Annotated in this window: 23 protein-coding genes and 1 pseudogene; 23 read left to right on the top strand and 1 reads right to left on the bottom strand. The window is 58.2% G+C overall.

Going from position 1 to position 24,680, the window contains the following annotated elements; all coding sequences use genetic code 11:
• Window positions 1-250: 250 nt before the first annotated feature.
• The 5 genes and pseudogenes from Q7V03_RS03455 (at window position 251) to Q7V03_RS03435 (ending at window position 4,449) form a co-directional block, all read left to right on the top strand.
• A complete protein-coding gene (locus Q7V03_RS03455) occupies window positions 251-1,183 on the top strand; it encodes an IS110 family transposase (protein WP_304924210.1) in 933 nt (310 codons plus the stop codon).
• 36 nt (window positions 1,184-1,219) lie between these two features.
• Entirely contained in the window at window positions 1,220-1,759 is a 540-nt protein-coding gene (locus tag Q7V03_RS03450; protein WP_304924209.1) for a hypothetical protein, read from the top strand.
• An 87-nt stretch (window positions 1,760-1,846) separates the two neighbouring features.
• A pseudogene (locus Q7V03_RS03445) lies at window positions 1,847-2,163 on the top strand (ATP-binding protein); the annotation flags it as partial.
• 303 nt (window positions 2,164-2,466) lie between these two features.
• Complete coding sequence (locus tag Q7V03_RS03440) at window positions 2,467-3,267, top strand: 3-hydroxybutyrate dehydrogenase (RefSeq protein ID WP_304924208.1); 801 nt, start codon at window positions 2,467-2,469, stop codon at window positions 3,265-3,267.
• 174 nt (window positions 3,268-3,441) lie between these two features.
• The gene (locus tag Q7V03_RS03435) at window positions 3,442-4,449 is read left to right on the top strand and encodes a helix-turn-helix domain-containing protein (protein WP_304924207.1); all 1,008 of its coding nucleotides are present in this window, start codon (window positions 3,442-3,444) and stop codon (window positions 4,447-4,449) included.
• A gap of 12 nt (window positions 4,450-4,461) precedes the next feature.
• Here Q7V03_RS03435 and Q7V03_RS03430 read toward each other — a convergent pair whose 3' ends face one another.
• Window positions 4,462-5,025 carry a response regulator transcription factor gene (locus Q7V03_RS03430; RefSeq protein ID WP_304924206.1) on the bottom strand — a complete coding sequence of 188 codons (564 nt, stop codon included), beginning with the start codon at window positions 5,023-5,025 and terminating at the stop codon, window positions 4,462-4,464.
• Window positions 5,026-5,151: 126 nt separating this feature from the next.
• Here Q7V03_RS03430 and Q7V03_RS03425 point away from each other — a divergent pair, with 126 nt between their 5' ends.
• The 18 genes from Q7V03_RS03425 to Q7V03_RS03340 all read left to right on the top strand — a co-directional run bounded on the left by Q7V03_RS03425 (window position 5,152) and on the right by Q7V03_RS03340 (window position 24,391).
• Entirely contained in the window at window positions 5,152-6,327 is a 1,176-nt protein-coding gene (locus tag Q7V03_RS03425) for a thiolase domain-containing protein (protein WP_304924205.1), read from the top strand.
• A 13-nt stretch (window positions 6,328-6,340) separates the two neighbouring features.
• Complete coding sequence (locus Q7V03_RS03420; protein WP_304924204.1) at window positions 6,341-7,870, top strand: class I adenylate-forming enzyme family protein; 1,530 nt, start codon at window positions 6,341-6,343, stop codon at window positions 7,868-7,870.
• Between the two features lie 322 nt (window positions 7,871-8,192).
• On the top strand, window positions 8,193-9,431 hold the full coding sequence (locus Q7V03_RS03415; RefSeq protein ID WP_304924203.1) for a transporter substrate-binding protein: 1,239 nt from the start codon (window positions 8,193-8,195) through the stop codon (window positions 9,429-9,431).
• A gap of 103 nt (window positions 9,432-9,534) precedes the next feature.
• Entirely contained in the window at window positions 9,535-10,389 is an 855-nt protein-coding gene (locus Q7V03_RS03410; RefSeq protein WP_304924202.1) for a branched-chain amino acid ABC transporter permease, read from the top strand.
• Window positions 10,389-11,423 carry a branched-chain amino acid ABC transporter permease gene (locus Q7V03_RS03405; RefSeq protein WP_304924201.1) on the top strand — a complete coding sequence of 345 codons (1,035 nt, stop codon included), beginning with the start codon at window positions 10,389-10,391 and terminating at the stop codon, window positions 11,421-11,423. The genes Q7V03_RS03410 and Q7V03_RS03405 overlap by 1 nt, the downstream gene beginning before the upstream one ends.
• Window positions 11,420-12,145, top strand: a complete 726-nt coding sequence (locus tag Q7V03_RS03400) for an ATP-binding cassette domain-containing protein (RefSeq protein WP_304924200.1) — start codon at window positions 11,420-11,422, stop codon at window positions 12,143-12,145. Before Q7V03_RS03405 ends, Q7V03_RS03400 begins: the two co-directional genes overlap by 4 nt.
• A gap of 51 nt (window positions 12,146-12,196) precedes the next feature.
• Window positions 12,197-12,850 carry an ABC transporter ATP-binding protein gene (locus Q7V03_RS03395; protein WP_304924199.1) on the top strand — a complete coding sequence of 218 codons (654 nt, stop codon included), beginning with the start codon at window positions 12,197-12,199 and terminating at the stop codon, window positions 12,848-12,850.
• 375 nt (window positions 12,851-13,225) lie between these two features.
• On the top strand, window positions 13,226-14,761 hold the full coding sequence (locus tag Q7V03_RS03390; RefSeq protein ID WP_304924198.1) for a sugar ABC transporter ATP-binding protein: 1,536 nt from the start codon (window positions 13,226-13,228) through the stop codon (window positions 14,759-14,761).
• A gap of 1 nt (window position 14,762) precedes the next feature.
• The gene (locus tag Q7V03_RS03385; RefSeq protein ID WP_304924197.1) at window positions 14,763-15,767 is read left to right on the top strand and encodes an ABC transporter permease; all 1,005 of its coding nucleotides are present in this window, start codon (window positions 14,763-14,765) and stop codon (window positions 15,765-15,767) included.
• A gap of 14 nt (window positions 15,768-15,781) precedes the next feature.
• A complete protein-coding gene (locus tag Q7V03_RS03380) occupies window positions 15,782-16,834 on the top strand; it encodes an ABC transporter permease (protein ID WP_304924196.1) in 1,053 nt (350 codons plus the stop codon).
• Window positions 16,835-16,852: 18 nt separating this feature from the next.
• Window positions 16,853-18,079 (top strand): sugar ABC transporter substrate-binding protein, encoded by a 1,227-nt coding sequence (locus tag Q7V03_RS03375; protein WP_304924195.1) that lies wholly within the window; start codon window positions 16,853-16,855, stop codon window positions 18,077-18,079.
• A 125-nt stretch (window positions 18,080-18,204) separates the two neighbouring features.
• Window positions 18,205-19,764 (top strand): amidase, encoded by a 1,560-nt coding sequence (locus tag Q7V03_RS03370; RefSeq protein ID WP_304924194.1) that lies wholly within the window; start codon window positions 18,205-18,207, stop codon window positions 19,762-19,764.
• A 148-nt stretch (window positions 19,765-19,912) separates the two neighbouring features.
• Window positions 19,913-20,527: a nitrile hydratase subunit alpha gene (gene nthA / locus Q7V03_RS03365; protein WP_304924193.1), complete on the top strand. Its 615-nt coding sequence runs from the start codon at window positions 19,913-19,915 to the stop codon at window positions 20,525-20,527.
• A gap of 12 nt (window positions 20,528-20,539) precedes the next feature.
• On the top strand, window positions 20,540-20,851 hold the full coding sequence (locus Q7V03_RS03360) for an SH3-like domain-containing protein (RefSeq protein ID WP_304924192.1): 312 nt from the start codon (window positions 20,540-20,542) through the stop codon (window positions 20,849-20,851).
• A complete protein-coding gene (locus tag Q7V03_RS03355; protein ID WP_304924191.1) occupies window positions 20,851-21,210 on the top strand; it encodes an SH3-like domain-containing protein in 360 nt (119 codons plus the stop codon). Before Q7V03_RS03360 ends, Q7V03_RS03355 begins: the two co-directional genes overlap by 1 nt.
• Before the next feature lie 3 nt (window positions 21,211-21,213).
• Window positions 21,214-21,570: a nitrile hydratase accessory protein gene (locus Q7V03_RS03350; protein ID WP_304924190.1), complete on the top strand. Its 357-nt coding sequence runs from the start codon at window positions 21,214-21,216 to the stop codon at window positions 21,568-21,570.
• A 65-nt stretch (window positions 21,571-21,635) separates the two neighbouring features.
• Window positions 21,636-22,310 carry an energy-coupling factor ABC transporter permease gene (locus Q7V03_RS03345; RefSeq protein ID WP_304924189.1) on the top strand — a complete coding sequence of 225 codons (675 nt, stop codon included), beginning with the start codon at window positions 21,636-21,638 and terminating at the stop codon, window positions 22,308-22,310.
• Between the two features lie 521 nt (window positions 22,311-22,831).
• Window positions 22,832-24,391, top strand: coding sequence for a Fic family protein (locus Q7V03_RS03340; protein ID WP_304924188.1), 1,560 nt, complete (start codon window positions 22,832-22,834; stop codon window positions 24,389-24,391).
• Window positions 24,392-24,680: the final 289 nt, after the last annotated feature.

Genomic DNA, 24,680 nt, shown 5'->3' with positions numbered 1-24,680 from the left:
AGCGGAAAGAACGGCGATATCCGCGCCATCTGGGCTTCGGAAAGCAGGAACATTTCGGTCATGGCAGCACCCCCTTGGTACCGCCAATGAATCAATGGATTGCCCCGAGAGCAAGCGATTTAATGAGTCCAGAGCCTAGGTCTTTGAGGACCGTATTAAAGTAGGATCAGCCGCCGTCTTCGCTCAGGGCCTGAACGGGTACACAGAGGCATGCAGCCCTCTATGACAAGCAAAGGACACGCGAAGACAAATGAAAGACAGCATTGGACTCGATATATCGAAAGCAACGATCGACGCCTTCAGGCTGAAAACAGCGGAAGTCGCGCAATTCCCCAATTCGGCAGCAGGGCTACGTTCTCTGCACAAATGGATTGGAATGCAGAAGCCCGACTTGGTCGTATATGAAGCGACTGGAGCCTATCATGCCGCCCTTGAGCGCAGCCTTTCCGGGATTTTGCCGCTGGTAAAAGTCAACCCGCTTCAAGCGCGGCGTTTCGCGCAGGCCCGCGGTAAAAGAGCCAAGACAGATGCAGTTGATGCCAGGATATTGGCCAGCATGGGAGCTGCGCTCGATCTCTCCCCGGATGCGCCAATCGAAGAAAACCGACATGCTCTCAGAGAGTTGCAGGTCGCACGTATGGCACTGATCAAGGAACGCACGCGCGTGCTGAACCGTCAGAAAACACAGACTCTGGCCCTCGTGAAGCGGCTCTCCAACGGGCGACTTGAACAAATCAAACGCGAACTTGCCGAGATTGAAAAGGCACTAATGTCTCTTTTGACAGCAAGCCCGAGGCGCAAACGTGCGTTCGATATTCTTTGCTCAATACCAGGAATAGGTCGAGTGACAGCCATGGCGATTATTGTGGAATGTCCGGAAATCGGAACTCTGAATAGAAAGCAGATTGCGAGCCTCGCTGGCCTTGCACCAATGACGCAACAATCGGGTCAATGGAGAGGTCGGGCGCTTATTCAGGGGGGGCGAAAGTTCCTTCGCGACGCACTGTACATGCCCGCTATTGTCTCAATACGATTCAATCCAGACTTAAGTCAAAAGTATAGAGCCCTTACCGAGGCCGGAAAACCTGCAAAAGTTGCACTGACGGCGCTCATGAGAAAGCTACTGGAACTTGCAAATACGCTTGTCCATCACGACCGCGAATGGGTGCCGAAAACGGCTTGATCAAAACGGATACTTTGATTAGAAAATGGGGCTGCAATGAACGGCATGAGCGAGCGCGAATATTCCACCCATTCCGGCCTGTCACGGGGCGCTGTCCAGAATGCCAAACGCGGCGGTAGGCTAGTGTTTTATGCCGACGGTTCCATCAACGCTGCGGCGTCAGACGTGCGCCGGGCAGACATGACCGACCCCGACCAACAGCGTCGCTCGCTTGGCGGCGATGCAGCCCTACCCACCGGCGGCGGCGGAACCGAAAGCTATCTCAAAGCTCGGACCGCGCTGACCGTCTACCAGGCACAGGAACGCCAGCTCGCGATCCAGAGGAAGAAGGGCACTTTGGTGGATCGGGCGCGGGTAGAGGCGCTGGTCTTCCGCCTGGCCCGACAGGAACGCGATGTCTGGGTGACATGGCCTGCCCGGGTGGCGGCGCTGATGGCGGCCGAAGTGGCGGCAGAGGTGGAAAAGGCATCGGGCAAATCGATGGTTATCGATGCCACGACAATGCAGAGAGTTCTGGATGCCCATGTCCGCGCACAGCTTGAAGCCCTTGCCGACCTCCGAGTTTCGCTTGGATGAAGGCATTCAATCCAACGGCACTGGCCTGACCTCAGTGCAAACTATGCCGCAGAAGAACACGCCACCCGCAAGTTGAACGGTGGCCCCTTTCTGCCCTTCAGCGCCTCTGGCGTTCGCTGCTGTCCCATTTTCTGAGCAAGCTCTGCGAACGGACCAGCGTCGTGACCACCACCAATCGAAGCCTCATTGAATGGGAAACGGCCCGAGGTGATGCAAAGATGACGAGAGCCTTGTTCGATTGCCTCACCCACCGCTGTCACATCCTTAAAACTGGAAACGACAGTTTCTGTGCCAATGGAAGGTGGGTTGCCGCATGCGACGCCAAGAAAGCGAAAGAGGCAAACCCACCCGTGACCCAGCGATTACCCAAAATCCACAGTCAGAGGTGGCTCAATTCTCGATGAAAAACGCGGCTCGGTTCTGAGTGCAAACCAACAAGCAGATCCAGCGAATGCCAATGACGCATAGAGATCTACGTAGTTCTACGAATGTTTTATTCTGCCAAACGAAAGTCTAATGCCTCCCAACCGCAGTGATGTCTTCGCTCGGTTTCGTGGATGGAAGCAAGTACGTCGCGGGGCCCACTCTGTTGTAGTCCCCACTCCGCTTGCCCCCGTTTTCGAGTGTGCCAGTGGGACTTTGCGGAATGTGCGGGCACTCGAGTCCGCAAGTGCCGTCTTCAAAGGAGAAAAAATGGGAGACTACGCATGAAACTTGTGGGCAGGACAGCACTGATCACTGGATCGGTTCAGGGCATCGGTCTGGCCATTGCCACAGCGCTGGCCGAAGCGGGCGCGCGGATTGCGGTGCATGGTATCGCAACGGACGAGCAACAAAAGGATGCTTGTCGGCAGCTTATCGCTTCCGGCGCCGAAGAGGCTCGGTTCTTTCCAGGTGATCTGCGCGACCCCACGCAGATCCAAACCTTGATCGAAGCGGTCAATGGCTGGCATCCCTTGGATATTCTTGTCAATAATGCTGGCATCCAGAAAACTGCGGCGCTGCCCGATGTGACCCAAGATATTTGGGATGCGATTATCGCAGTCAACCTGTCGGCCGCGTTCTATACGATGCAGGCAGCAGTTCCCGGCATGGCGGCGCGTGGCTATGGCCGAGTCATCAATATTGCCAGCGTTCAAGGCATTGTCGGGTCGAAATTCAAAGCCCCTTATGTTGCATCAAAGCATGGGCTGATCGGGCTGTCCAAGGTTGTGGCGCTGGAATATGCGTCATCCAGCGACGCCAAGAAAGGCGGCGTGACCGTGAACTGCATATGCCCGGGTTTCACCGATACTCCGCTTGTGGTGCCGCAGGTGCAGGAGCGGGCACGGCTGATCGGAAAAGATGAGGCCGCCGGAGTGGCCTCGCTCCTTTCGGAAAAGCAGCCATCGCAGCGTATGTCGAACCCCTCGGAAATCGGTGCGCTGGCTTTGTGGTTGTGTGACCCGATCGCGCATAATGTAACGGGTGCCGCGATTCCGATCGATGGCGCATGGACTGCACAGTAAACGAGCAATTGGGGGTCATCCGGAAGGAACGCAATGTGAACATCACAAAGTTCTTTGCGTTGCAGTTCTTGGGGCGCAAGATACGCATCGAGTCGCGGCGCATCATGGCTTGGACAAACATCAGCCCACATTCGCGCAAAGTGGCGTTGGAAGAGTTCAGCCGAGGAGATCAACATGGAGCGCCTTGACACAGCCGACGTGAAGCCATCGGATCAGTTCGACTTCTGGCAAGACGTGGTGTGCAGCAAATTTGTCTCGGCCAGTGCCACTGTGCCGCGCGGTGAAGGTGCATTCAACGCCTCGCTTGCGACCAGTCGGCTGGGGCCGCTGTTGCTCAGCGATCTGAATGCCCCGATGCATTTCTGGACACGCAGCCCGCAACATGTCCGCCGTGACGATCAGGATGTCTACATCCTGAGCTTGATGGAGGGCGGGGCGGGAGAGTTGGACCAATATGGGCGGCGCGTTGTACAGGGCGTTGGCGATTTGGTTCTGTACGACTCCTCTGCGCCGTTCGATTACAATTTTTCCGCGCATTTGAAATTGGTAAAGATCCCCAGACATATCGTTGATGCGCGGATCACCAAGCCGCGCGATCTTGTGGCGGTCAGGTTTTCCGACAACTCCCCGCTCAAACCCATTCTGGCGGGGCTGGTCACGACGGCCTCCTCGCTTGATCTTACGAAACAGGCAGATTCCGTCGTCGGCTCGCGGATCGCGAATTCCATCGTCGATGTTCTGGTGTCGATGTGCGACCTGTTTCTGGAAAACATGCCGCGAAATGGAACGGCCCCCCAGCTTGAGAAAATCTTGCGCTATGCGCGCGCCAATCTGGAAAGCGAAGACCTTTCACCGGAGGTGCTTGCGGGTGTCGGTGGCATGTCAGTGCGGACATTGAACCGTTTGTTTGGCACCCTTGGCACCACCCCGATGCGCTGGATCTGGACCGAGCGTCTGCGGGCGACGCATCGTGCCCTGACGGAAAGGAACGTGAATTCAGTGACCGAAGCCGCGTTCAAATATGGCTTCACGGAATTGAGCCACTTCAGCCGCAGCTTCAAGAAGATGTTCGGTGTGACGCCAAGCCATGCCTTTGCCCAAGTACGGCTTGAATGCCCACCGCCGACACTTGTCGCCATGGGCAGCAACCCTGCGCCGTCCTTGCGCCGGATTGGGGACTGACGGCAACGACACTCACCGGATGACGATGACCTTCGAGACCAGCTCTGCGACAGTTTTTGATCCCAGCTTTCGCATGATCGACGCCCGGTGAACCTCAACCGTACGATAAGAGATGCCCATCAGCCGCGCGGCCTCCTTGCTTGTCCGCCCGTTCACAATATGCTGCGCCACCTCTCTTTCGCGGGCCGTCAGCCCTGCGGTCGGACTGGCGTCGATCAGACGTTCAAAGGACCAGATCATCAGGTTAAAGGGATCACTGGGTGTCAGGGTCACCCCCGTGGCGCGCGCCCAGAACACCTCTCCTGATTTGGCTTGCATGAAACGTTCATCCTGGTAGCGGTTTTGTCCCTTCAGCCATTGCAGCCAGCGCTTGCCAGTCGCTTCGTAGTCGATAGCGGTGGGATAGAGCACCCGCACAGACTGCCCGGCAAGATCCTCATGCGTCCATCCGAACACATCCACGACAGCGCGGCTGCAGGTCAGTATCCGGCGGTTGGACATCACCAAAAGCGCCAGAGGTGACTCGAGAAATCCGATCGCAATCAGATCCGACAAAGGCATGGTTGCGGGGGTCATGAGCTGCACCTTTACTGTGTTGCACGTAGCAGCATACGTGTTTTTCTTAGGTAATGGGATACGTGGAACTACGAATAGCGGCGAGGCCTGCAGGGTGAAAATATCTGGTCAGAGGAGATCAGATTCATGCGCGCAGATAGCATCTATATCGTAGGCAGCGGCCACACTCGTTTTGGTCGCCTCACGGAAACCCTTGAAGAGCTGATCGTGGCGGCGGCACGCGAGGCGATTGCGGAAGCAGCGATTGATCCCGCAGAGATTGACGCCGTTTTCTTGGGCCATTTCAATTCGGGGCTGGTGCCGGATGGCTTTGCGTCATCCCTGATCCATCTTGCCCATCCGGGTTTGCGCTACAAGCCCGCGACGCGCTGCGAAAACGCCTGCGCCTCGGGATCTGCGGCGATTTATGCGGGCCTGAATGCGATCAGGGCCGGTGCTGCACGCAATGTCCTGGTGGTTGGTGCGGAAAAGATGACTCACCGCACCACCCAAGACGTGACGACAGCACTGGCCGGTGCCGGATATCAGAATAGCCCTGCCGAAGCGGCGCTGAGCTTTCCGCAGGTTTTCGCCGTTGCGGCGGAAACCTATGCCAGCCGCTATGGCGACCCCTTGCACGCAATGGCGCAGATCGCGTCAAAGAACCATGGCAACGCGATGGGCAACCCTTTGGCGCAGATGCACCGTCCCTTATCGGTCGAGGATTGCATGAAGGTTTGGGAAAAGAACCCGCTGATCGCACCGCCTCTGCGTCTGTCGGATTGCTCGTTGATCAGTGATGGAGCAGCGGCGGTCGTTCTGTCTGGCGCAAGCGCTGCCGATGGGTTTCAGCGCCGGGTCAGGATTGCTGCGGCCGAACATGTTAGCGACTATCTGCCCATGTCGATGCGCGATTTCGTGGCCTTCGAAGGCCCGCGCCGTGCGATCCAGTCTGCCTATGAAAAGGCCGGTATCCGTGTGTCGGATGTCGATTTTGCCGAGGTGCATGACTGCTTTACCATTGCCGAATTGCTGTCCTACGAGGCAATGGGGCTTGCGCCGCAAGGACGTGGGGCCGAGGCGCTGGCAGACGGCACGGTATTCAAGGGCGGCCAGACTCCGGTCAATCTGAGCGGCGGGTTGAAGGCAAAGGGTCATCCGGTTGGTGCGACCGGCGTTTCGATGCATGCGATGGGCTTCCGGCAGTTGACAGGCCAAGCCGGGGATATTCAGCGCAACGGCGCGGAAGTTGGGCTGGTCTTCAATATGGGCGGGGCCGCCGTGGCCAATTATGCCACCGTCCTTGTGGCGGATCGGGTTTGAAGGGGGCTGGCAGATGAACATTGCACATTGGCTGTATCAGTCGGTCCTGTCCTGGCCCAACCGCCCTGCCCTGCATGATGGCAACGACCTGTTCGCCACCTACAAGGGTCTTGGGCAGCGTACCGTCGCCCTTGCACGGTGGCTTGGCGAGGCCCAGGGCATCAAGCGCGGTGACCGGATTGCCGTATTCGTGCAGAACTGCCCGGAGTATCTGGAAATCCTGCATGCGGTCTGGTGGTTGGGGGCTGTCGTGGTGCCGGTCAACTACAAGCTGCACCCGCGCGAATCCGAGTGGATTATCGAAAACTCCGGTGCTCGACTGGTCTTCACCGGGAACGGAACCACTTTCGAAGGGAAACTCGCCGCCTGCCTTGAGCTTTCAGTGTCCGGTCCAGATTATCGCGCTGCAGTTGCCGGGCAGCAGGGTATCGCGCCACCAGCGGCGACTAACCCGGATGACATAGCGTGGCTGTTCTATACCTCGGGCACGACGGGACGCCCCAAGGGCGTCATGCTGACGCATGACAATCTGATCCATATGGGGCTTTGCTATGGTTCTGACGTGGACCGGGTATTTCCTGATCAGGTGTCGGTGTATGCCGCACCCATGTCACATGGGGCCGGGCTTTACGCACTGGGGCTGATCCGCGCCGCCGCGGCGCATCTTGTGCCGAAGTCGCGCGGTTTTGATCCGGACGAGATCATGGACCTGGCGGGTCGCTATGGAAACCTGTGCATGTTTGCGGCGCCGACCATGGTCAAACGTCTGGTGCAGCGCGCCGAACAGACCGGGTTTCGGGGCGAAGGCATCAGCACGATCGTTTATGGCGGCGGGCCGATGTATGCGGCCGATCTGGATGCCGCGCTTGATCTTTTCGGACCGCGTTTCGTTCATATCTATGGTCAGGGTGAAAGCCCCATGACGATCACAGCCATGTCGCGCGAGCTTTTGGCGGACAAGACCCATCCGAACTGGATTGCCCGCAGAAATTCGGTCGGGGTGGCGCAATCCTGCGTCGAAGTTCGCGTTGTGGGGCCCGATATGCAGGAATTGCCTGCGGGAAACACCGGGGAAATCGTCGTACGTGGCCCCACGGTCATGAAGGGATACTGGAACAACGCCGAGGCAACGGCAGCAACAGTCGTAGATGGCTGGTTGATGACGGGCGATCTTGGCCACTTTGATCCGGATGGCTTCCTGACGCTGACCGACCGCTCGAAAGATGTGATCATTTCCGGTGGCACGAACATCTATCCCCGAGAGGTTGAAGAAGTGCTGTTGCGCCATGCCGAGGTGTTCGAGGTTGCTGTGATTGGCGTGCCTGAACCGGAATGGGGCGAAGACGTTGTTGCCTTTGTGGTCCTGCGTGAAGGTGCCACCTGCACACAGATCGAGTTGGAGAAGCTCTGCCGCTCGGAGCTCGCGTCGTTCAAGAAGCCGAAGCGCTATCATTTCGTGAAAGAGCTTCCGAAAAACAGCTACGGGAAAATATTGAAGACGGATCTTCGCAAGCAGGCGACGGCCGAAAGCGCTGCGGTTTAGGCCGTGGCAAACGGCCTGCCAGTTCTCATTTTGCGGGCAAGGGCGGATCAGAGGCTTGTCAACGCCAGGGGAAAGACTGGCCCTGCGAAGCCACAGCTCTGGCAGCCCCAAGCAAGCACCCTGCGAGAAAGCACCCTACCGTCAAGAGTAGTTCGTAGCACGGGCGCAATGCTTGGTCGGGAACCGCGTTTCAGGATTTGTAAGCGGGCTGCGTTTGGCGGCCCGCTTGTAGCGCCTAAGCAATCCTAGCCCCTCAGTGACCGCAACTGGGGGGGGAATATGATCAACGTGCGGCCATGAACATGAACAGCAAGGGGGAACAATGAAACTCACACGGCGCAACTTTATCCGGACGGCCAGCGGTGCGTTGGCTTTCGTCAGCTCGACGGCGGCCCTGACGCGTGCGGGCTTGGCTCAGGCGGAACCCATTCGTATCGCCAGTATCCTTGACGCAACAGGCGGGCTGAACAGCTATAGCTTGAAGCAGATCAAGTCCACGGCGATGGCGGTTGAAGAATTGAACCAGTCCGGCGGACTTTTGGGCCGCCCGATCGAACTGGTGTTTTATGACAGCCAATCCAACAACCAACTGAACTCGCAATATGCGACCCAAGCCCTTGTCAAGGATAAGGTTCATGTCGTGATGGGCGGGATCACGAGTTCGTCGCGCGAAGTCATGCGGCCTGTCATGCAAAAGTTCCGGGGCCTCTACTTCTACAACTCGGTCTACGAAGGTGGCGTCTGTGACCGTCGTCATGTCTGCACTGGCCTAGTTCCCGGCCAGCAGGTTGCCCCGCTGGTTGAATACATCGTCAAGGAAAAAGGCCTGAAGCGCGGCTATATTCTGGCTGCCGACTACAACTATGGCCAGATCATCGCAAAATGGATGCAGAAGTTTATCCGCGCCAATGGCGGCGAAGATGTCGGCATTGAGTTCTTTCCGCTGGATGCCACTAACTTTGCCCCAGTTCTGAGCCGCATTCAGGAAACCAAGCCCGATGTGGTCTGGTCCGCTTTGGTTGGTGACGCGCAAATGGGCTTTTATCGGCAATATGAGGCGACAATCGGCAAAAAGACTATTCCGCTTGCCTCGACGACCTACGGTTTGGGTCGGGAGAACGCTACGCTGAGCGCCGACGAGAACGATGGCGTGGTGATTTCGACCTCGTTCATCGACAGCCTGCCCTCGGAGGCTGCGGCAGATTTCCTCAAGCGCTTCAAGGCGTTCTCTGGCGAGGATGACTATGTCAGCGAATATGGCGAATATGGCTATCGCGGGGTCATGCTGTGGGCCGTAGCGGTTCGCAAAGCTGGCAGCCCCAACCCTGACGACGTGATCAAGGCACTTGGCGGCACTACTTTTGAAGGCGCCGGTGGCACTTATACCATCGACGGCCAAACCAACCACACCACGATGGATGTGCACGTTGCGGTTGGCAATCGCACGGGCGGATTTGATCTGGTCAAGTCCTTCTCGCAGCAACCGCCGTCGGACACCCAAGCGGTGTGCGACCTGAATGCCAATCCGGACGACACCAAGCAATACGAGCCTGAACTGTAACGCCGCAGTGCAGTTCGATTGCCCCCGGCACGGCAAACCGTGCCGGGGGCAATGTTTGAAGGTGATCGGCTGGGTCGGGCCGCACAGTGGGAAATTCGCGAGCATGATTGTCACAATAATCTACCTGGTCATGTATTCGATTGCCCTGCTGACGCTGATCAGTCTGGGACTCGCTGTGATTTTCGGCCTGATGAAGGTGATAAACTTGGCGCATGGCGAATTCATCATGCTGGGCGCCTATGTCTGCGTTCTGTGTACAGATGCCGGGCTGCCGCTTTGGCTGGCATTCCTGGCTGCCTTTGTCGGTGTTGGTCTGTTCGGCATCGTGGTCGAGAGGCTCCTTATCAGGTTCCTGTATGGCCGGATTATCGACACGCTTCTGGCGACATGGGGGCTTTCGCTTTTTATGGTCGGCATCATCACAACAGTGTTCGGACCGCAGGCGCGGAGCGTACCGTTAAGCTTCGGCAATGTTCAGATGGGGGGAATGTCGTTTTCCAGCTATAACTTCGTGCTGATGGCGGTTGCGGCTTTGATGATCGCCGTCACTTGGGCGATCCTGCGATACACCACATTCGGCCTGATCGTGCGGGGCACCATGCAGCGCGCAGATATGGCCAGCGCACTGGGTGTCAACCGGAACATGGTTTACATGACAACCTTCGGTTACGGCGCAGCCTTGGCAGGCCTTGCCGGAGCGGTGTTGGCACCGATGACCGGCGCATCGCCGAACATGGGACAGTTCTTTATTTCCAAGGCTTTCGTCACGGTGATTGTGGGCGGACAACTGCCCCTGACCGGGACGATTTCGGCATCGGGCCTGTTTGGGGTCATCGACGGATCGGTCTCGTATTTCTGGAGCTCGATTGTAGGCGAGGTCAGCACCCTAGTCGCGGCGGTGATGCTGTTGCGGCTGTTGCCCTCGGGCATTACCGGCAAGATGAGGAGCGGGTTGTAATGGCAACAGAGTTCGCTTCTGATGCGGCCAAGCAGCCAAAGCTTTGGTGGTGGGGTGCTGTGGCAGCAGCTGCGGTCATCCTCGGCATCGTGCCGACAATGACCGACATATCCCTGCAACTGGATCTGTCCATCCTGTTTGTCTTCATGCTGCTGGCGATGAGCATGGGTTTCCTGTGGGGCTATGCGGGCATCCTGAGTTTTGGTCAGACAATCTTTTTCGGCCTTGGCGGCTATGCCTATACGATCCTGGCGATGAACATGGGCACGACTGGTCTGCCGTTTCTGATGGCGGTTCTTTTGCCTGTGGTTTTCGCAGCCGTGCTTGGCTACTTCATGATTTACGGCCAAATCAGCGATATTTACCTAAGCGTCATCACACTTGTCGTGACGCTTATCTTTGAAAAGTCGATGCGGTCCACCTCAGGTCCAGAGTATGTGATCGGCACCGTCCGGCTGAATGGCCAGAACGGAATTCCGGGAGTGCCGGGTCTAGTACTGCCTTGGATCGGCGATGCACCCCTGTCTATTGCAGGCGTATTTTATCTGAGTGGCGGCCTTGTTCTTTGCGTTTATGTCGGGTTGCGGATGATCCTGACCACCCGGTTCGGCCGCGTCATCGTCGGCATCCGCGAGAATGAACGTCGCATGGAGCTTTTGGGCTATGACGCGCGCTGGTACAAGCTGTTGGCCTTCATGCTGGCCGCCCTGATTGCATCGCTGTCCGGCGTGCTTTACGCGATCTGGGGTAATTTCGTTGCGCCTGAAATGTTCAACCTCAATCAGGCGGCCCAGGTAGTGATTTGGGTTATCGTGGGAGGCAGGTCTACGTTGATCGGCCCCGTTGTGGGGACGGGTGTGATCCAATACCTGAGCAACTGGCTTGGAACCGTAGGAGTAGGACAAGTGACGGTGGTGCTTGGCGCCATCCTGATGATCTTTGTTCTGGTTTTCCCACGCGGTCTGTTGCCGACACTCGGTGCGGCGATTGCCGCCCTTTGGTCGGCAAAAGACAGGAAGGGGCGCGGCAAATGACGGGCCTTGCTGTGATGCTTCAAACCACACAACTGGAAAAGCGCTTTGGCGGCGTGCGGGCTGTCGCCGGGGTCGATTTCACCTTGCGTGAAGGAGAGTTGCGCTGTCTGATCGGGCCGAATGGCGCGGGCAAGAGTACCTTTTTCAGGCTGCTGACTGGGCAGATGAAACCTACGGCGGGTGCGCTGATGATTTGCGGGCAGGACGTCACCCGCGCGCGCGCGAATGAAATCGCGGCTTTGGGTGTTGGCATAAAAAATCAGATACCTGACGTGATGAACGGCCTTTCGGTCAGCGAAAATCTCTGGCTTGCGGCCAGTCAGCGCTTTCGGGGCGCGCAAGCGAGGCGCGCCGTCGAAAAGGTTGCCGAGCGGTTGTTCCTGACCGGAATTCTGAACCGCTTGGTTGGAGAATTGGCGCATGGGCAGCGGCAATGGGTGGAAATCGCAATGGTGATCGTCGGCGAGCCGAAGATCGTTCTGCTGGACGAACCTGCCGCGGGGATGAGTGACGAAGAAACCGCCCGCACGGCAGAGCTGATCCGCGAGATCAACAAGGATACGACGATCATCGTTGTCGAACACGATATGCCCTTTATCCGCCAGATTGCCCAGACCGTGACGGTATTCCATCAGGGACGCATCCTGCTGGAGGGCCTTTTTGACGCTGTTGTCGCGGACCCGACAGTGCGCGAGGTTTACCTTGGCCGTGCAGGAGTGTGACAGATGCTAGCGGTGACTGATCTTTGTTCCGGCTATGGGCCGATCCGTGTTTTGAACCGGCTGTCGCTGACCGTAAAGGCCGGGGAATTCGTTGGAATTCTTGGCCACAACGGCATGGGAAAAAGCACGCTTCTGAAAACCCTGATCGGGTTGCTTCCGACAACATCGGGGCAGATCAGCTTTGATGGGGCTGACATCACGATGGCACCGCCGCACCGGCGTGCCCGTCTTGGCGTCGGCTATGTCCCACAGGGGCGCGGTATTCTTCCCGGCCTTACGGTGCGCGACAATCTGCTGTTCGCCGCAGCGGCTCTCAAGAAACCAGCGGATCAACTGGACGAGGTGCTTGCCGACTTTCCACGGCTGAAAAACCTGCTGGCCCGGCCCGGTGGCGCGCTGAGCGGGGGTGAGCAGCAGTTGCTTGCGTTGGCCCGGACGCTTATTCAGAAGCCCCGGATCGTTCTGCTGGATGAGCCGACCGAAGGGATCCAGCCGTCGATTATAGATGAGATCATCGACTTGCTGAATCACCTGCGCAACCGCCGGAACCTGACAGTGCTGTTGGTCGAACAGAACATCGACTTTATCCGCGGCCTTTCGGATCGCGTGTTGCTTATCCAAAGAGGCACTATCGTGTCGGAATTGAGCGTGTCGCAACTGACAGATTCGACGGCGATGGGAGACTTCTCGGGCGTCGTGCCTTGAACCGGCACATCTTGGGACCTGGCACACTGGATGTTGCCTTCATGTGACCGAACCCACCCTGCTGTCTCACGTGGACAGCAGTTTCCCGCGACTTCGCATGTCCAGGTTGCAACCCACTGCCCTCCCCCTCAAACCAGCCCTGGCCACGGGAAAGTTGGCCGCTGCAAGCAAGCCGATTGACCCTCACAGCCAAGCCAGCAGAGTCCAAAGGGGTGTCTCATCCATAATGATTGGCAGTGACTCGCGGCGAAGATCCGAGCACGCAACGGGGAATAAAAATGACGAAAATGATATGTCGCGAAGGCACACGTGTCCGCGCTAACCTGGCCTTTGGGCAGCGATTTCAACTGGTGACCAACACCTCCGGGAGTGGCCATGCAGGGTGAGCCGGCCGATCTGGTGCGCGACGAAAGCGCACCTGCAGAGCTACTGCTGCGTGTGCAGTCCTTGCGGAAAAGCTATGGGCCAACCGTCGCGCTGGAGGATGTCAGCTTTGATATTGCGCCCGGCGAAATCCACGCCCTCCTAGGCGAGAATGGTGCCGGAAAATCTACAATCGTCAAATTATTGAACGGCATTGTTCAACCAGATCAAGGCACTATGCACCTTGGCGAAGCGCCATATCACCCACATTCGATCAGCGTTGCGCGCCAGCACGGTGTCTCGACAGCTTTTCAGGAACTGAGTCTTCTGCCAAATTTGACGGTATCCAGCAACCTGATGCTGCCGCATGCCAAGAAGGGCCGTTTTGGCATGATCTCCGAAAGGCAGAACCTTGAGGCGGCCGAAGCGCTGCTGACCGAGTTCGGCGTGACCGATGTCGACCCACGCAGCCTCGTCGCCAATCTGCCGCTGGCCAGCCGTCAACGAATTGAAATCGTCCGGGCCTTGGCGCAAAGGCCGCGCCTTCTTGTGCTGGACGAGCCGACAGCGGCCTTGGCCGAACCCGAGTGGCTGTTCGGCCTGCTGGAACGTGTGACGGCGAGACGCACCGCCGTCATCTATATCTCGCACCGGCTGTCGGAAGTGCGGCGCCTGTGCAGCAGGGGAACTGTGCTGCGCAATGGTTGCTCAATCGGCACGGTGCCGCTGCGCGATGTTGCCGACAGCAAGATCTTTGAGATGATGGTAGGTCTTTCGCAGCGCAACACTGCCCGGTCGACCGTGGCGGCAAAACAAGCCAAGCCGTCGCTTCAGTTGCAGAACGTGTCTGGTAGAAACGTCAGGGACGTTTCGCTGACGGTCCATGACGGCGAAATCCTTGGCGTCGCGGCATTGGAAGGCCAAGGGCAGCGTGAACTGTTCCGGATTCTGGCGGGATTGGAGAAGTTGGAGGACGGGCAGGTTACAACCTCCGGGACGCCCGCCAAGCTTGCCAACCCGAAAGAGGCGCTGAGGGCAGGGATAGGCTTTCTGCCCGAAGAGCGCAAAACGGAAGGTATCTTTGCAGGCCTAAGAACCGCATCGAACATCTCTATCGCAATCGCTGGCAAGATTTCGAAACTGGGCTTCATCGGCACCCAAAGCGAACGCCGCGCCGTCGCCGATATCGCTGCCCAGTTGGACCTGCCGGTGCGGTTCCAGAATCGCGCGATCGAGGCGCTTTCGGGTGGAAATCAGCAAAAAGCGTTGCTGGCGCGGGTCATGGTTTCCGGGGCGCGCCATCTGGTGCTCTATGATCCGACACGCGGCGTAGACGTTGGCACCAAGCAGACGATCTATGCCAACATCCGACGCTTTGTCGAAAACGGCGGCTGCGCGCTGGTTTATTCCACCGAACTGGCCGAACTCGTCCAGCTGTGTGACCGCTGCGTGGTGCTTTACGGCGGGCGGGTTGCAGCGGTTTATGACGGTCACGAGATTCAGGAAGAACGGCTGGTTGCAGCGGTTACTGGGCATGGAGAGCATTGATATGCCACAGGATTCCGCAATCTCAGCGCAGCCCCGCACGCTTCCCTCATCGATTGGTGCCATCCGCGCCATTTTCGGAAGTGGGGCGGTGATTGCCGCCATCCTCTATCTGGTGATGTTCGTTCTGTATCTGGCCCTGCTGCCCGGTGCGCGCAGTTATTCGCACTTTCAGGATCAGCTTGCCAACAGCCTGCCCTTGGCGCTTGCGGCGGTGGGTGGAACCTTTGTGGTGTTGACACGCGGCTTTGATCTTTCAGTTGCGGGTGTCGTGTCATTGGCGAATGTGCTGGTGGCAACCTATTCGATGAAGGGGACGACCGGGATCTTGCTGGCGGCCTTGATGGTCTGCGCAGTGGGCCTTGTCGTCGGCGCGGTGAACGGCATCCTGATTGCCTATCTGCGACTTCAGCCCATCGCCTGCACTCTTGCCACCATGATCATCACCAGCGGGATTGCGTTGCTGATCATGGATGCCCCGGGCGGGAATGTTCCCTCGGCCATCGGCAACCTGCTGTTTGAGCGCTTTGGTCCGCTCTCGATGCCGATGATCACGGTTGGGGTGGTCATTCTTCTGTGGGCAGTGATCAGACGGACCGACTGGGGTGTGGGTCTTTATGCGGTTGGCGCGGATGAGACTGCGTCCCGTCTGGCAGGCATCGCAACCGCAAGTGTCAAGGTGCGCGCCTATTGCGTTGCTGGCATGTTTTACGGGCTGGCGGGGCTTGCGCTCAGCTCGATCACCGTGTCTGGCGATCCGACAGCGGGGAACAGTTTCCTTCTGCAGGTGTTCGCAGCCATAGCGATTGGCGGCACCAGCTTTGCCGGGGGGCGCGGTGGTGTCGTTGGCACGATACTGGGGGCGCTTGTCCTTATGCTGGTGCAAAAGCTGCTGTTTTCGCTGGGTGTATCCAGCTTTTACACTGGAATCGGCCAAGGCGTCCTGATGATCGCCGCCGTTCTTGTCGGGGCATTCTCGGCCCATATCGCCAAGTCCAACAACACATGAAAGGCGGCATCCCCGTGTGCAGTGACCGCAAGTTATCGCCCGCCGAAGCCCCGGCAACCGCCCGTGAGAGTACCCCGTCCTTCCTTTCGACGGACCTGGGTAAGTCCGTGGTGCTGATCGCTCTGGCCCTGCTGATGCTGTTCGCCGGGCGATTGGTCAGCCCGAGTCTGGGTGGCCTGAACCAGATCTCTGCCGTCTTGGTCCTGTCCTCCTTCCTGATAGTCGTCGCCTTCGGTCAGCAAATGGTTGTCCTTATCGGGGGGTTGGATCTGTCGATCCCGTCGATGATCACTCTGGGTGGTCTGCTGGCCTTTGCCTGGACCCCGCATGGGGTGGGAGAGTTGCTTCTGGTGGCTTTGGCTGTGATGGCCGTGACCGGAGCTGTCGGGATGATCTCGGGTTTGGGCGTCACTTTGCTGGCGATCCCGCCTTTCATCATGACGCTTTCCATGGGGATCATCATCTACAGCGCCTGCCTTGGGGCGACCCGCGGCACACCGCGAGGTCAGGGCTCTGAGACGATCGAGGCGCTGTTTTCCGGACGCTTCCTTGGTATTCCGCTGATCATCCTGCTGGTAGCGGTTCTGGCAGCCTTGGCGATTCTTCTGCAATCGCGCACGACCTTTGGCCGTTTCCTGTATGCAACGGGCACCAATCGGCAAGCCGCCTATATCGCCGGGCTGCCCGTGCGGCGGATGACTGTGGCCACCTATGCGTGCAGCGGTGCCGCTGCTGGCCTGTGCGGGTTGCTGCTGGTCGGCTTTTCCGGCGGCGCGACGCTCACGATGGGACAAAGCTATCTGCTGCCGTCCATCGCTGCCGTTGTCGTCGGCGGCACCGCGATCACGGGCGGGCGGGGCAGCTTTCTGTCGGTTCTGGCGGCCGCGCTGCTGATCACAACCTTCACCACCGTCATCTCTTCGATCCAGATCGAGGAAGGATGGCGGACGATCCTCTACGGCGCGGTCGTCTTGATCGCAATCCTGGCAATGCGTGACGGCACGACGCCGTTGACGTGGCGACTGCTCCCGCTCTTGCGGGGGAACAAGAAACAACAATCAACCTGACAACATGGAGAAAGTGAAATGACCCTACGCTTCAAAAGTCCCCTCATACGGGGTGCCCTTGCGGTAACGACGGCACTTGGGCTGCTGGCCGGACCGAGCTATGCTCAGGATGAAAAGGTGAAAGTCTACCTCAGCCTCAGCTACACCGGCAATTCCTGGATGACCGAAGCCGCCAACGTGATCAAGGCTTTGGCCAAAACGCCGCCCTATGACACGCAGGTTGAACTGATCGATGTCATTTCCGGGGTGGACGTGCAGGCCCAGATTTCGGCCTATGAAAGCATGATCGCGGATGGCGCCAAGGGGATCATCTCGTTCCCGATCTCGTCGACCGGTCTGAACCGTGCTATCAAGCAAGGCTGCGAAGCCGGCGTTGAAATGTTCATGTTCGCCAACCACGTCACCGAACCCTGCGCGCACAGCCTTGCCTATATCGGCTCTGGCTTTGGCGAAAACACCGCTCAGTGGCTGGCCAACGAGATGGAAGGCAAGGGCAAGATCTTCATGATCCGCGGCGTTCCGGGCAGCGCAGTGGACGTGCGTCACTATGACGGCGCGATGAGCGTGTTCAGCAAGTATCCGGAGATCGAGGTTGTCGCCGAATACTATGGCATGTGGGACGACCAGACGACGCAGACCGAAACGACCAAAGCTTTGGCTGCGCATCCCGATGTGCAGGGCATCTGGTCGCAAGCCGGTGAATACGGTGCCCTTCAGGCATTGCTTGCCACCGGTCGGCAGGATCTGATTCCGATCTCGGGCGAGAACTCTGCGGGCTTCCGCCGCGCGCTGATCGACCCGGCCCTGAAAGAGCGTGGCCTGACCGGGATCTCCTCGGGGGATTCGCCTGTCGTGGCGGCGATTGCTTTCAAAATGATGATGGAGCGGATCCTTACGGATCGGGATATCCCGAACCACAATATGGCATATACCCTGCCTTGGGTTCCTGCCGACCAGATTGTGCTGTGCACCGGCGACATCATCGAAAACGGCTGCAACACCTTCCCCGCCGACAAGGTGCCGGATTCGTTCATCTCTGAGGCTTTCAACCCGGCCTATGCGCCCGAGATTTCGCTGAGCGCCGCGTTGACGGGCGAGCCGACCCCGGGTGCGACCATCCAGCCCTTGCCCGCAGGCGAGTTGTTCCCCGAAGCACAGTCGCTTCCCGGCATCAACTGCGACGACTGCGAACTTCCGGCGGATGCCTTCGCCCTAACGTTCGTGAAGCCGTTCGACGCCAACTGATATTGGCCGAGGCGCAAGCCCATCACGCAACTGGGGTCCCGAACGGTGTTCGGGGCCCTGCCCTCCAAGCAAACACATTCCAGCCTGGTCCGGCTGACCAGAGCATATCCAAAGGAGAGTCAAAGATGCCGATCGGGCCAGAGATGCCGACGCAAGCAAAACTCCAAGCCATCGCGGATCGCTATGGGTTGGCGTTGGATGCGACGATGCTTAGAGAATACAGCACGCTTGTCGCGGGTACGATCAATGCGTGCCGCTATGTCGAACAATTTGTCGAGCAGACCCTGCCGGTCAAATACCCCCGCACCGTCGGTCAAAAGCCGACATCGGCCGAGAACCCGCTGAATGGCTGGTCCTGGCGTTGCGACATCAAGGGGGCCGACAGCGGGCCGCTTAAGGGGTATACGGTCGGCATCAAGGATGCGGTCTGCGTGGCAGGCATTCCGATGCGCAATGGATCACGTATCCTTGAAGGCTTTATCCCCGATGTGGACGCAACGCTGGTGACCCGCATTCTGGATGCGGGCGGGGTCATCACGGGCAAGACCAATTGCGAGGATCTTTGCTTTTCGGGGGCCGGGTATACGTCAAGCCAAGGCCCGGTGAAAAATCCCCATGACCATGAACGCAGCACCGGGGCCTCGTCCAGCGGCAGTGCGGCCGTGCTGGTGGCGGGTGATGTCGATCTGACCATCGGCGGCGATCAGGGCGGTTCCATCCGGCTTCCGGCCTCGTGGACCGGTGTCTGCGGCTTGAAGCCGACCTATGGGCTGGTGCCCTATACCGGCTGCGCGATGATCGAAGGCACGCTGGATCACGCGGGTCCGATGGCCAACACGACAGACGGCATTGCGCGGCTGCTGCAGGCCATTGCGGGGACCGACCCCGAAGACCCGCGCCAGCGTGGCCTCATCCCTGCAAACCACGACTTTGACTATCTGTCGCGTCTGGGCGATGGGATCAAAGGCAAGAAGATCGCCATCCTGCGCGAAGGCTTTGGTCAGGACGGCAAGGACAGCGGTTTCCCCGCCGCCGATCCGCGTGTTGACGAAAAGGTCAAGGCCGCCATCCACGCCTTTGAAAAGCTGGGTGCCGAGGTGGAAGAAATTTCCATGCCGGAACACTTGCAAGGCTATTTCATCTGGAGCCTTATCATCACGCTGGGTTCAGCCGAGTTCATGCTGAAAGGGTCGGGTCTCGGGTCCAACTGGAAGGGCCACTACAACACCTCGCTTGGAGAGGCCTTTGCGCGCGGCATGAAGGCGAGGCCGAACGACCTGCCCCATGCCGCGATCAGTTCCTTGCTTGCCAGTGAATACCTGCAAGAGGAATATGGTGGCCGTTACTACTGGAAGGCGCAAAACCTGCGTCACCTGGTGACTAATGCCTACAACAAGGCCTTCGAGCAGTACGATATCATCGCCATGCCAACCACGCCCTTCACGGCGACCAAGCATGTGGATCGCAGCAGAAGCTCCATTGTCGACTTTGTGGCCCCGTCACTTGACATGCTGCGCAACACCTGCGTGGCAAACGTGACCGGGCATCCGTCGATCAGCATTCCATGCGGCATGATTGACGGATTGCCAGTCGGGCTTATGCTGACCGGACGGGCGTTCGAGGATGCAACCCTGATAGCGGCATCGGCGGCATTTGAAACGCTGGGAGACTGGCGGAAAGCGTGATGCGGACCGGAATGGATTGGCGCTCAGGATCAACCCGGATTGGCCGGGAAAGACAAGACGAATTTTCCAGCAAGCTTAGACTGGAAACACATCTTCATAGAAACGCGACGGGCAAACAGACCCTGTCATCAACAAAGGGAGCCTATGTATGAGCGATCATCACGCCGAGGGTCGGTACACCACCGACACGGCCCTTCGGGTCAAGGCAATCGAGAGTCTGCTGATCGAAAAGAACCTGCTGGACCCCAAGGCCATCGAAAGGATCGTCGATCTTTACGAAAACAAGATCGGCCCGCGCAACGGCGCGCGTGTGGTTGCCAAGGCATGGACGGATCCGACCTACAAGAAGTGGCTCTTGGAAGACGGCACCAAGGCCATTGCATCCTTGGGATATTCCGGAGTGCAGGGCGAGGACATGGTCGTGGTTGAAAACACGGCAACGGTGCACAACGTTCTCGTGTGCACCCTGTGCTCTTGCTATCCTTGGCCGACGCTGGGGCTTCCTCCGAACTGGTACAAAGAGGCGCCGTATCGGTCGCGCGTTGTGATTGATCCGCGTGGGGTGCTGAAAGAGTTTGGCGTCAGCATTCCATCGGGCGTCGAAGTTCGGGTTTGGGACAGCAATGCCGATCTGCGCTATATGGTTCTGCCCATGCGCCCGGCCGGCACCGAAGGCATGAGCGAAGAGCAGTTGGCAGATCTTGTCACGCGCGATTCCATGATTGGTGTGGGATTTCCCGCAACCGTCGCGTCTGCGGCTTAAGGGGGACAAGAAATGAATGGAATTCACGATCTTGGCGGTAAGCAAGGCTTTGGCAAGATAAACATCCTGCAAGACGAACCGATCTTCCGCGCGGAATGGGAACGCCGGATGTTCGCCATGTTCATCCTGACCTTTGCCGGCGGCTTTTTCAACGTCGACAAGTTTCGGTTTGCGGTCGAAAACATGGACCCGGTGCATTATCTGACCTCGCCCTACTATGAACACTGGCTGCATGCCTTGGAACAATTCGCCGAGGAGCACGGCGTCCTTGCCCCAGGGGAACTTGACGCCAAGGTTGCCGAACTGAAGAAGGAAGCCGCCTGATGGTCAGCAAATTTGCTTTGGAAGGTGTGGATGAACTGATCCGCACGGGCGGCAGTGCACATACCACAGTGCAAGCGCAGCCGAAGTTCAAGATCGGTGACCGCGTCAGGACGGTCAATAACCACCCGTCCGGGCACACCCGTGTGCCACAATATGCGCGCGACAAGGTTGGCACGGTCGTGCAGAATTTCGGTGCCTTTATGTTCCCCGATACGGTTGCGCATGATCAGGGAGAAAACCCGCAGCACCTGTACAACCTGGCTTTCGAAGCTCAGGAGCTTTGGGGACCCGATGCCAACCCGATCGATACTCTCTATATCTCGATGTACGAAGATTACCTTATACCGGTTGAGGGATAGGTCATGCACCCCAACCTGAATGAGCTGTCAAACCTTCCACAGGACAGTGAAGGCCCGGTTTTCGAGGCACCTTGGGAAGCGTCTGCCTTTGCGATCGCCGTGAAGTTGAACCAGGATGGCCACTTTACTTGGTCAGAATGGGTCAAATGCTATTCAACCGAGATCGCCGCCGCAGAAGCGGCGGCGCATCCCGGCGATCATGTCGAATACTATGACGCATGGCTGATCGCTTTGGAAAAGATGATGGCCCGCAAGGGGCTTCTGACTTCCAGCGAGTTGAATGACCGGCACGATCATCTCCGGCACCACCCCGCGCATCACGAACACGAACCCAACCGCGAACCCGTCTGCATCGCGTAGTGACTGACCGTTCGGGCACTGATTGTGTCTGACGTCAGCAACCCAACAGGAAAGAGGAGTAAATAATGCATATCAATCCGGGCATCGTTGACGGTGCCAAATTGTTGCTCAGCTATGCAACAGCCGCTGGCGTCAGTTTCTGGGCGGTCAAATCGACGCTGGCAGAAATCGGCGTGGGTGGCGTAGCCTCGCTTGCCCTGCGCGGGCTGATCGCGACCGTCGCGGTTTTCGTCTTTTTCCAAGTGTTTCCGCACTTTCAGGTGGGTGTTTCCGAGGTGCACTTTATCCTTGGCTCGACCTTGTTCCTGATCTTGGGGGCCGGTCCGGCCGCCTTTGGTCTGGCCTTTGGTCTGTTGTTGCAGGGGATCTTCGTTGCTCCGTTTGATCTGCCCCAATATGCGATGAACGTGACCACATTGCTGGTGCCGCTGTACGGCCTGCGCTACATCGCCGACCGTTTCATCGCGCCGAATACGGCCTATGTGGACATCACCTATAAGCAAACCCTGATGCTCTCAACTGCCTACCAAGCCGGGATCGTGTCATGGGTGGCCTTTTGGGTCTTCTATGGTCAGGGTTTTGCCGCAACCGGCGCCGTCGCGCAATTCGGTGTGGCCTATATGATGGTCGTGCTGATCGAACCCTTGGTCGACCTTGCCGTCCTCGCTGCAGCCAAGTCGGGCCGGGATCTGTCCCGCTCTGGTTTGGTCAGCCCTCGCCTGTACCGTCAGGCAGCCTAAACACCGCCCTGAACGCCGCGCGCCTCCTGAGGAAGGGGGCGCGCGGTTTCATTTTGCGCCCGTGTGGGCCAATGAATAACCCTGAGTTTCCAAGATGCCTTGCCGCTGCAGTTTGTGCTGCTGTTCGAAGGTGATCGTTGGCAGAAATTCGTTTCTGGATGCCCTTTGTCCCAAAAGAAATCAACGTGGCGTTGGACCTAAGGTCTGGCGTCGCTTCTGTTTATGGTGCTTGGCTTCCGGTCTGGTTCAGGGCCGATGGGCGAGTGGGTTAGTAGTGCACTTCCTCATGGCCATAGGTAGGGCCACGCAAGTTAAGGTGTGACGATCACTGTTCTCGAGTGGCACGCGTAACCCAATTTTCACGCGCATGCCAGCGTTGAGGCAGTTTTCGACTGTATATCGCAAGACAGTGCCTCTATCGACGCCAACACTTGCTTTTCGACCCTCCCGATGCATATTGACTTTCGACGCAGAAGCCGTACCTGCTGCATTTTTCGTCTAGGATGAGAGTTTTTCGACAAATGGATATCCCGATACAGACACCGGCATTCTTCCAAAGCGAGCCGCTGCCAGAAGCTGCAGAGCTTGTGGGCTGGGCTGCTCTGGTTGATTTCTTCGGTGTGAGGGCCCCTGTTCGGCAGTTTGCGTGTGTCTCTGGCAAACATGTAGGCGGCAACAGGCGGTCGGAGGGCCCTTGGGAATTGTTCGACAAGCGCTATCGGCCAGAACCGACGCTACTGGGCCATTTGACCTTTGCGCTGCGCCACGAGAGCATGGACCTTCTGATCCTGAAACGTGTTCTCGAGGCTGCATCGCAATCGGCGCTGATCGACATCGTGCAGGCTGCTCCCACCGGCGCCATCGCGCGGCGTATCTGGTTTTTCTACGAAACGCTTACCGGGAACCGACTGGACTTGCCGGACGCACCCGCAATCACGGCTGTCGACGCCCTCGACCCCGCTCAATACATCACCTGGTTCCGGGATTCCGCTGATAGGGGGCGCTTGTCGGCACGCCACCGGATACGCGACAACCTGTTGGGAACCGGCGCGTTCTGCCCCATCATCCGCAGAACAGCCAAATTGGAAGCCTTCATCGCCGATGATCTATCTGCACGGGCGCAGGAAATTATTGGTCAAACCGGCACGCAGATCATCGCGCGGGCAGCCAGCTTCATGCTGCTAGCCGACAGTCGCGCCAGCTTTGAGATTGAGGGTGAACGCCCTGCGGCCAATCGTCTGGAACGTTGGGGCAAAGCCGTCCTTGAGGCGGGCAAGCGGCCACTCAACCAGACCGAGATTTACCGGTTGCACCGAATTTTGATCGGTGATGATCGCTTTACCCCAATCGGTTACCGCGAGGATGGCGTGTTCATCGGAGAGCGAGACCACAACAATGAGCCATTGCCCGAGTTCATCGGCGCCCGCCCCCAGGACGTACCCGACCTGATGACCGGGCTAAATCTATGCAACAATCGGTTGCGAACATCAGATGTCGATCCGGTGCTGCAGGCAGCGACCATTGCTTTCGGTTTCGTCTATATCCACCCGATGACGGACGGAAATGGCCGCCTCCACCGGTGCCTGACCCATCACGTGCTGGCCGAGCGAAAGTTCACCCCACCCGGGATGGTATTTCCGGTATCGACGGTGATGTTCGAACGGATCGACGACTACCGCAAAACGTTGCAGGCGCACACCGGGCCGCTCATGGATGCAATCGACTGGCGCGCACTTCCAAATGGCAATGTCGAAGTGACGAACGACACGAGCGACCTTTACCGTTTCTTCGATTGCACGGCAGCCGCAGAATTTCTGTACGAATGCGTTAAACGGACCGTCGAAGAGGACCTGCCCAGAGAGATTGAGCACCTGAAGGCGCATGACGCCGCCATGCGTGCAATCATGAATGCCATCGAGATGCCAGACCGGCTTGCAGCGAGCCTGATCACGTTCATTCGGCAAAATGAGGGCAAGCTAGGGCGGAGTCGTCGGGACCGGGAGTTCGCAAAACTTACCGATGATGAGGTCCAACTGGCAGAGGGCATAGTCACTGAAGCGTTCGAGGGCACCGTCAGTTGAGGGCATTGCGGACCCCCCCAAAATGCAAAAAAATCCCCCCATTTCTAACGCTAGGGGATGCACACATCGTCAGGTTTGGCTTTCCTGGTGCGCTTGACGGGTTTCATGTTGCATGATTCGGTTGCTCTACCTTGAATGGAGGGCGGCGGGTGATGACTTCGGAAAGCTGGGGGCTGGGCGATTTCGGAGACGAGCGCCTGGCAAAAAGGGGGGTCTGCTGCTCGCGGGAATGGTGGCGCGCACGAGCACCTGCCTGCGGCGTCTGGCGGGTGGCCGACGCAGTGAGATT

This window comes from Cypionkella sp., assembly GCF_030652235.1.
Taxonomy (GTDB): Bacteria; Pseudomonadota; Alphaproteobacteria; order Rhodobacterales; family Rhodobacteraceae; genus Cypionkella.
Note: the sequence above shows the minus strand (reverse complement) of the source record. Positions and strands in the feature narration are given on the sequence as shown.

Bases quoted from the DNA above. Each gene is read 5' to 3' on its own strand.
- Q7V03_RS03410 (WP_304924202.1), top strand. From the start codon at position 9,535: ATGATTGTCACAATAATCTACCTGGTCATGTATTCGATTGCCCTGCTG.
- Q7V03_RS03340 (WP_304924188.1), top strand. From the start codon at position 22,832: ATGGATATCCCGATACAGACACCGGCATTCTTCCAAAGCGAGCCGCTG.
- Q7V03_RS03440 (WP_304924208.1), top strand. From the start codon at position 2,467: ATGAAACTTGTGGGCAGGACAGCACTGATCACTGGATCGGTTCAGGGC.
- Q7V03_RS03430 (WP_304924206.1), bottom strand. From the start codon at position 5,025: ATGACCCCCGCAACCATGCCTTTGTCGGATCTGATTGCGATCGGATTT.
- Q7V03_RS03455 (WP_304924210.1), top strand. From the start codon at position 251: ATGAAAGACAGCATTGGACTCGATATATCGAAAGCAACGATCGACGCC.
- Q7V03_RS03345 (WP_304924189.1), top strand. From the start codon at position 21,636: ATGCATATCAATCCGGGCATCGTTGACGGTGCCAAATTGTTGCTCAGC.
- Q7V03_RS03375 (WP_304924195.1), top strand. From the start codon at position 16,853: ATGACCCTACGCTTCAAAAGTCCCCTCATACGGGGTGCCCTTGCGGTA.
- Q7V03_RS03420 (WP_304924204.1), top strand. From the start codon at position 6,341: ATGAACATTGCACATTGGCTGTATCAGTCGGTCCTGTCCTGGCCCAAC.
- Q7V03_RS03350 (WP_304924190.1), top strand. From the start codon at position 21,214: ATGCACCCCAACCTGAATGAGCTGTCAAACCTTCCACAGGACAGTGAA.
- Q7V03_RS03385 (WP_304924197.1), top strand. From the start codon at position 14,763: ATGCCACAGGATTCCGCAATCTCAGCGCAGCCCCGCACGCTTCCCTCA.
- Q7V03_RS03360 (WP_304924192.1), top strand. From the start codon at position 20,540: ATGAATGGAATTCACGATCTTGGCGGTAAGCAAGGCTTTGGCAAGATA.
- Q7V03_RS03435 (WP_304924207.1), top strand. From the start codon at position 3,442: ATGGAGCGCCTTGACACAGCCGACGTGAAGCCATCGGATCAGTTCGAC.
- nthA (WP_304924193.1), top strand. From the start codon at position 19,913: ATGAGCGATCATCACGCCGAGGGTCGGTACACCACCGACACGGCCCTT.
- Q7V03_RS03425 (WP_304924205.1), top strand. From the start codon at position 5,152: ATGCGCGCAGATAGCATCTATATCGTAGGCAGCGGCCACACTCGTTTT.
- Q7V03_RS03405 (WP_304924201.1), top strand. From the start codon at position 10,389: ATGGCAACAGAGTTCGCTTCTGATGCGGCCAAGCAGCCAAAGCTTTGG.
- Q7V03_RS03415 (WP_304924203.1), top strand. From the start codon at position 8,193: ATGAAACTCACACGGCGCAACTTTATCCGGACGGCCAGCGGTGCGTTG.
- Q7V03_RS03390 (WP_304924198.1), top strand. From the start codon at position 13,226: ATGCAGGGTGAGCCGGCCGATCTGGTGCGCGACGAAAGCGCACCTGCA.
- Q7V03_RS03400 (WP_304924200.1), top strand. From the start codon at position 11,420: ATGACGGGCCTTGCTGTGATGCTTCAAACCACACAACTGGAAAAGCGC.
- Q7V03_RS03450 (WP_304924209.1), top strand. From the start codon at position 1,220: ATGAACGGCATGAGCGAGCGCGAATATTCCACCCATTCCGGCCTGTCA.
- Q7V03_RS03370 (WP_304924194.1), top strand. From the start codon at position 18,205: ATGCCGATCGGGCCAGAGATGCCGACGCAAGCAAAACTCCAAGCCATC.
- Q7V03_RS03355 (WP_304924191.1), top strand. From the start codon at position 20,851: ATGGTCAGCAAATTTGCTTTGGAAGGTGTGGATGAACTGATCCGCACG.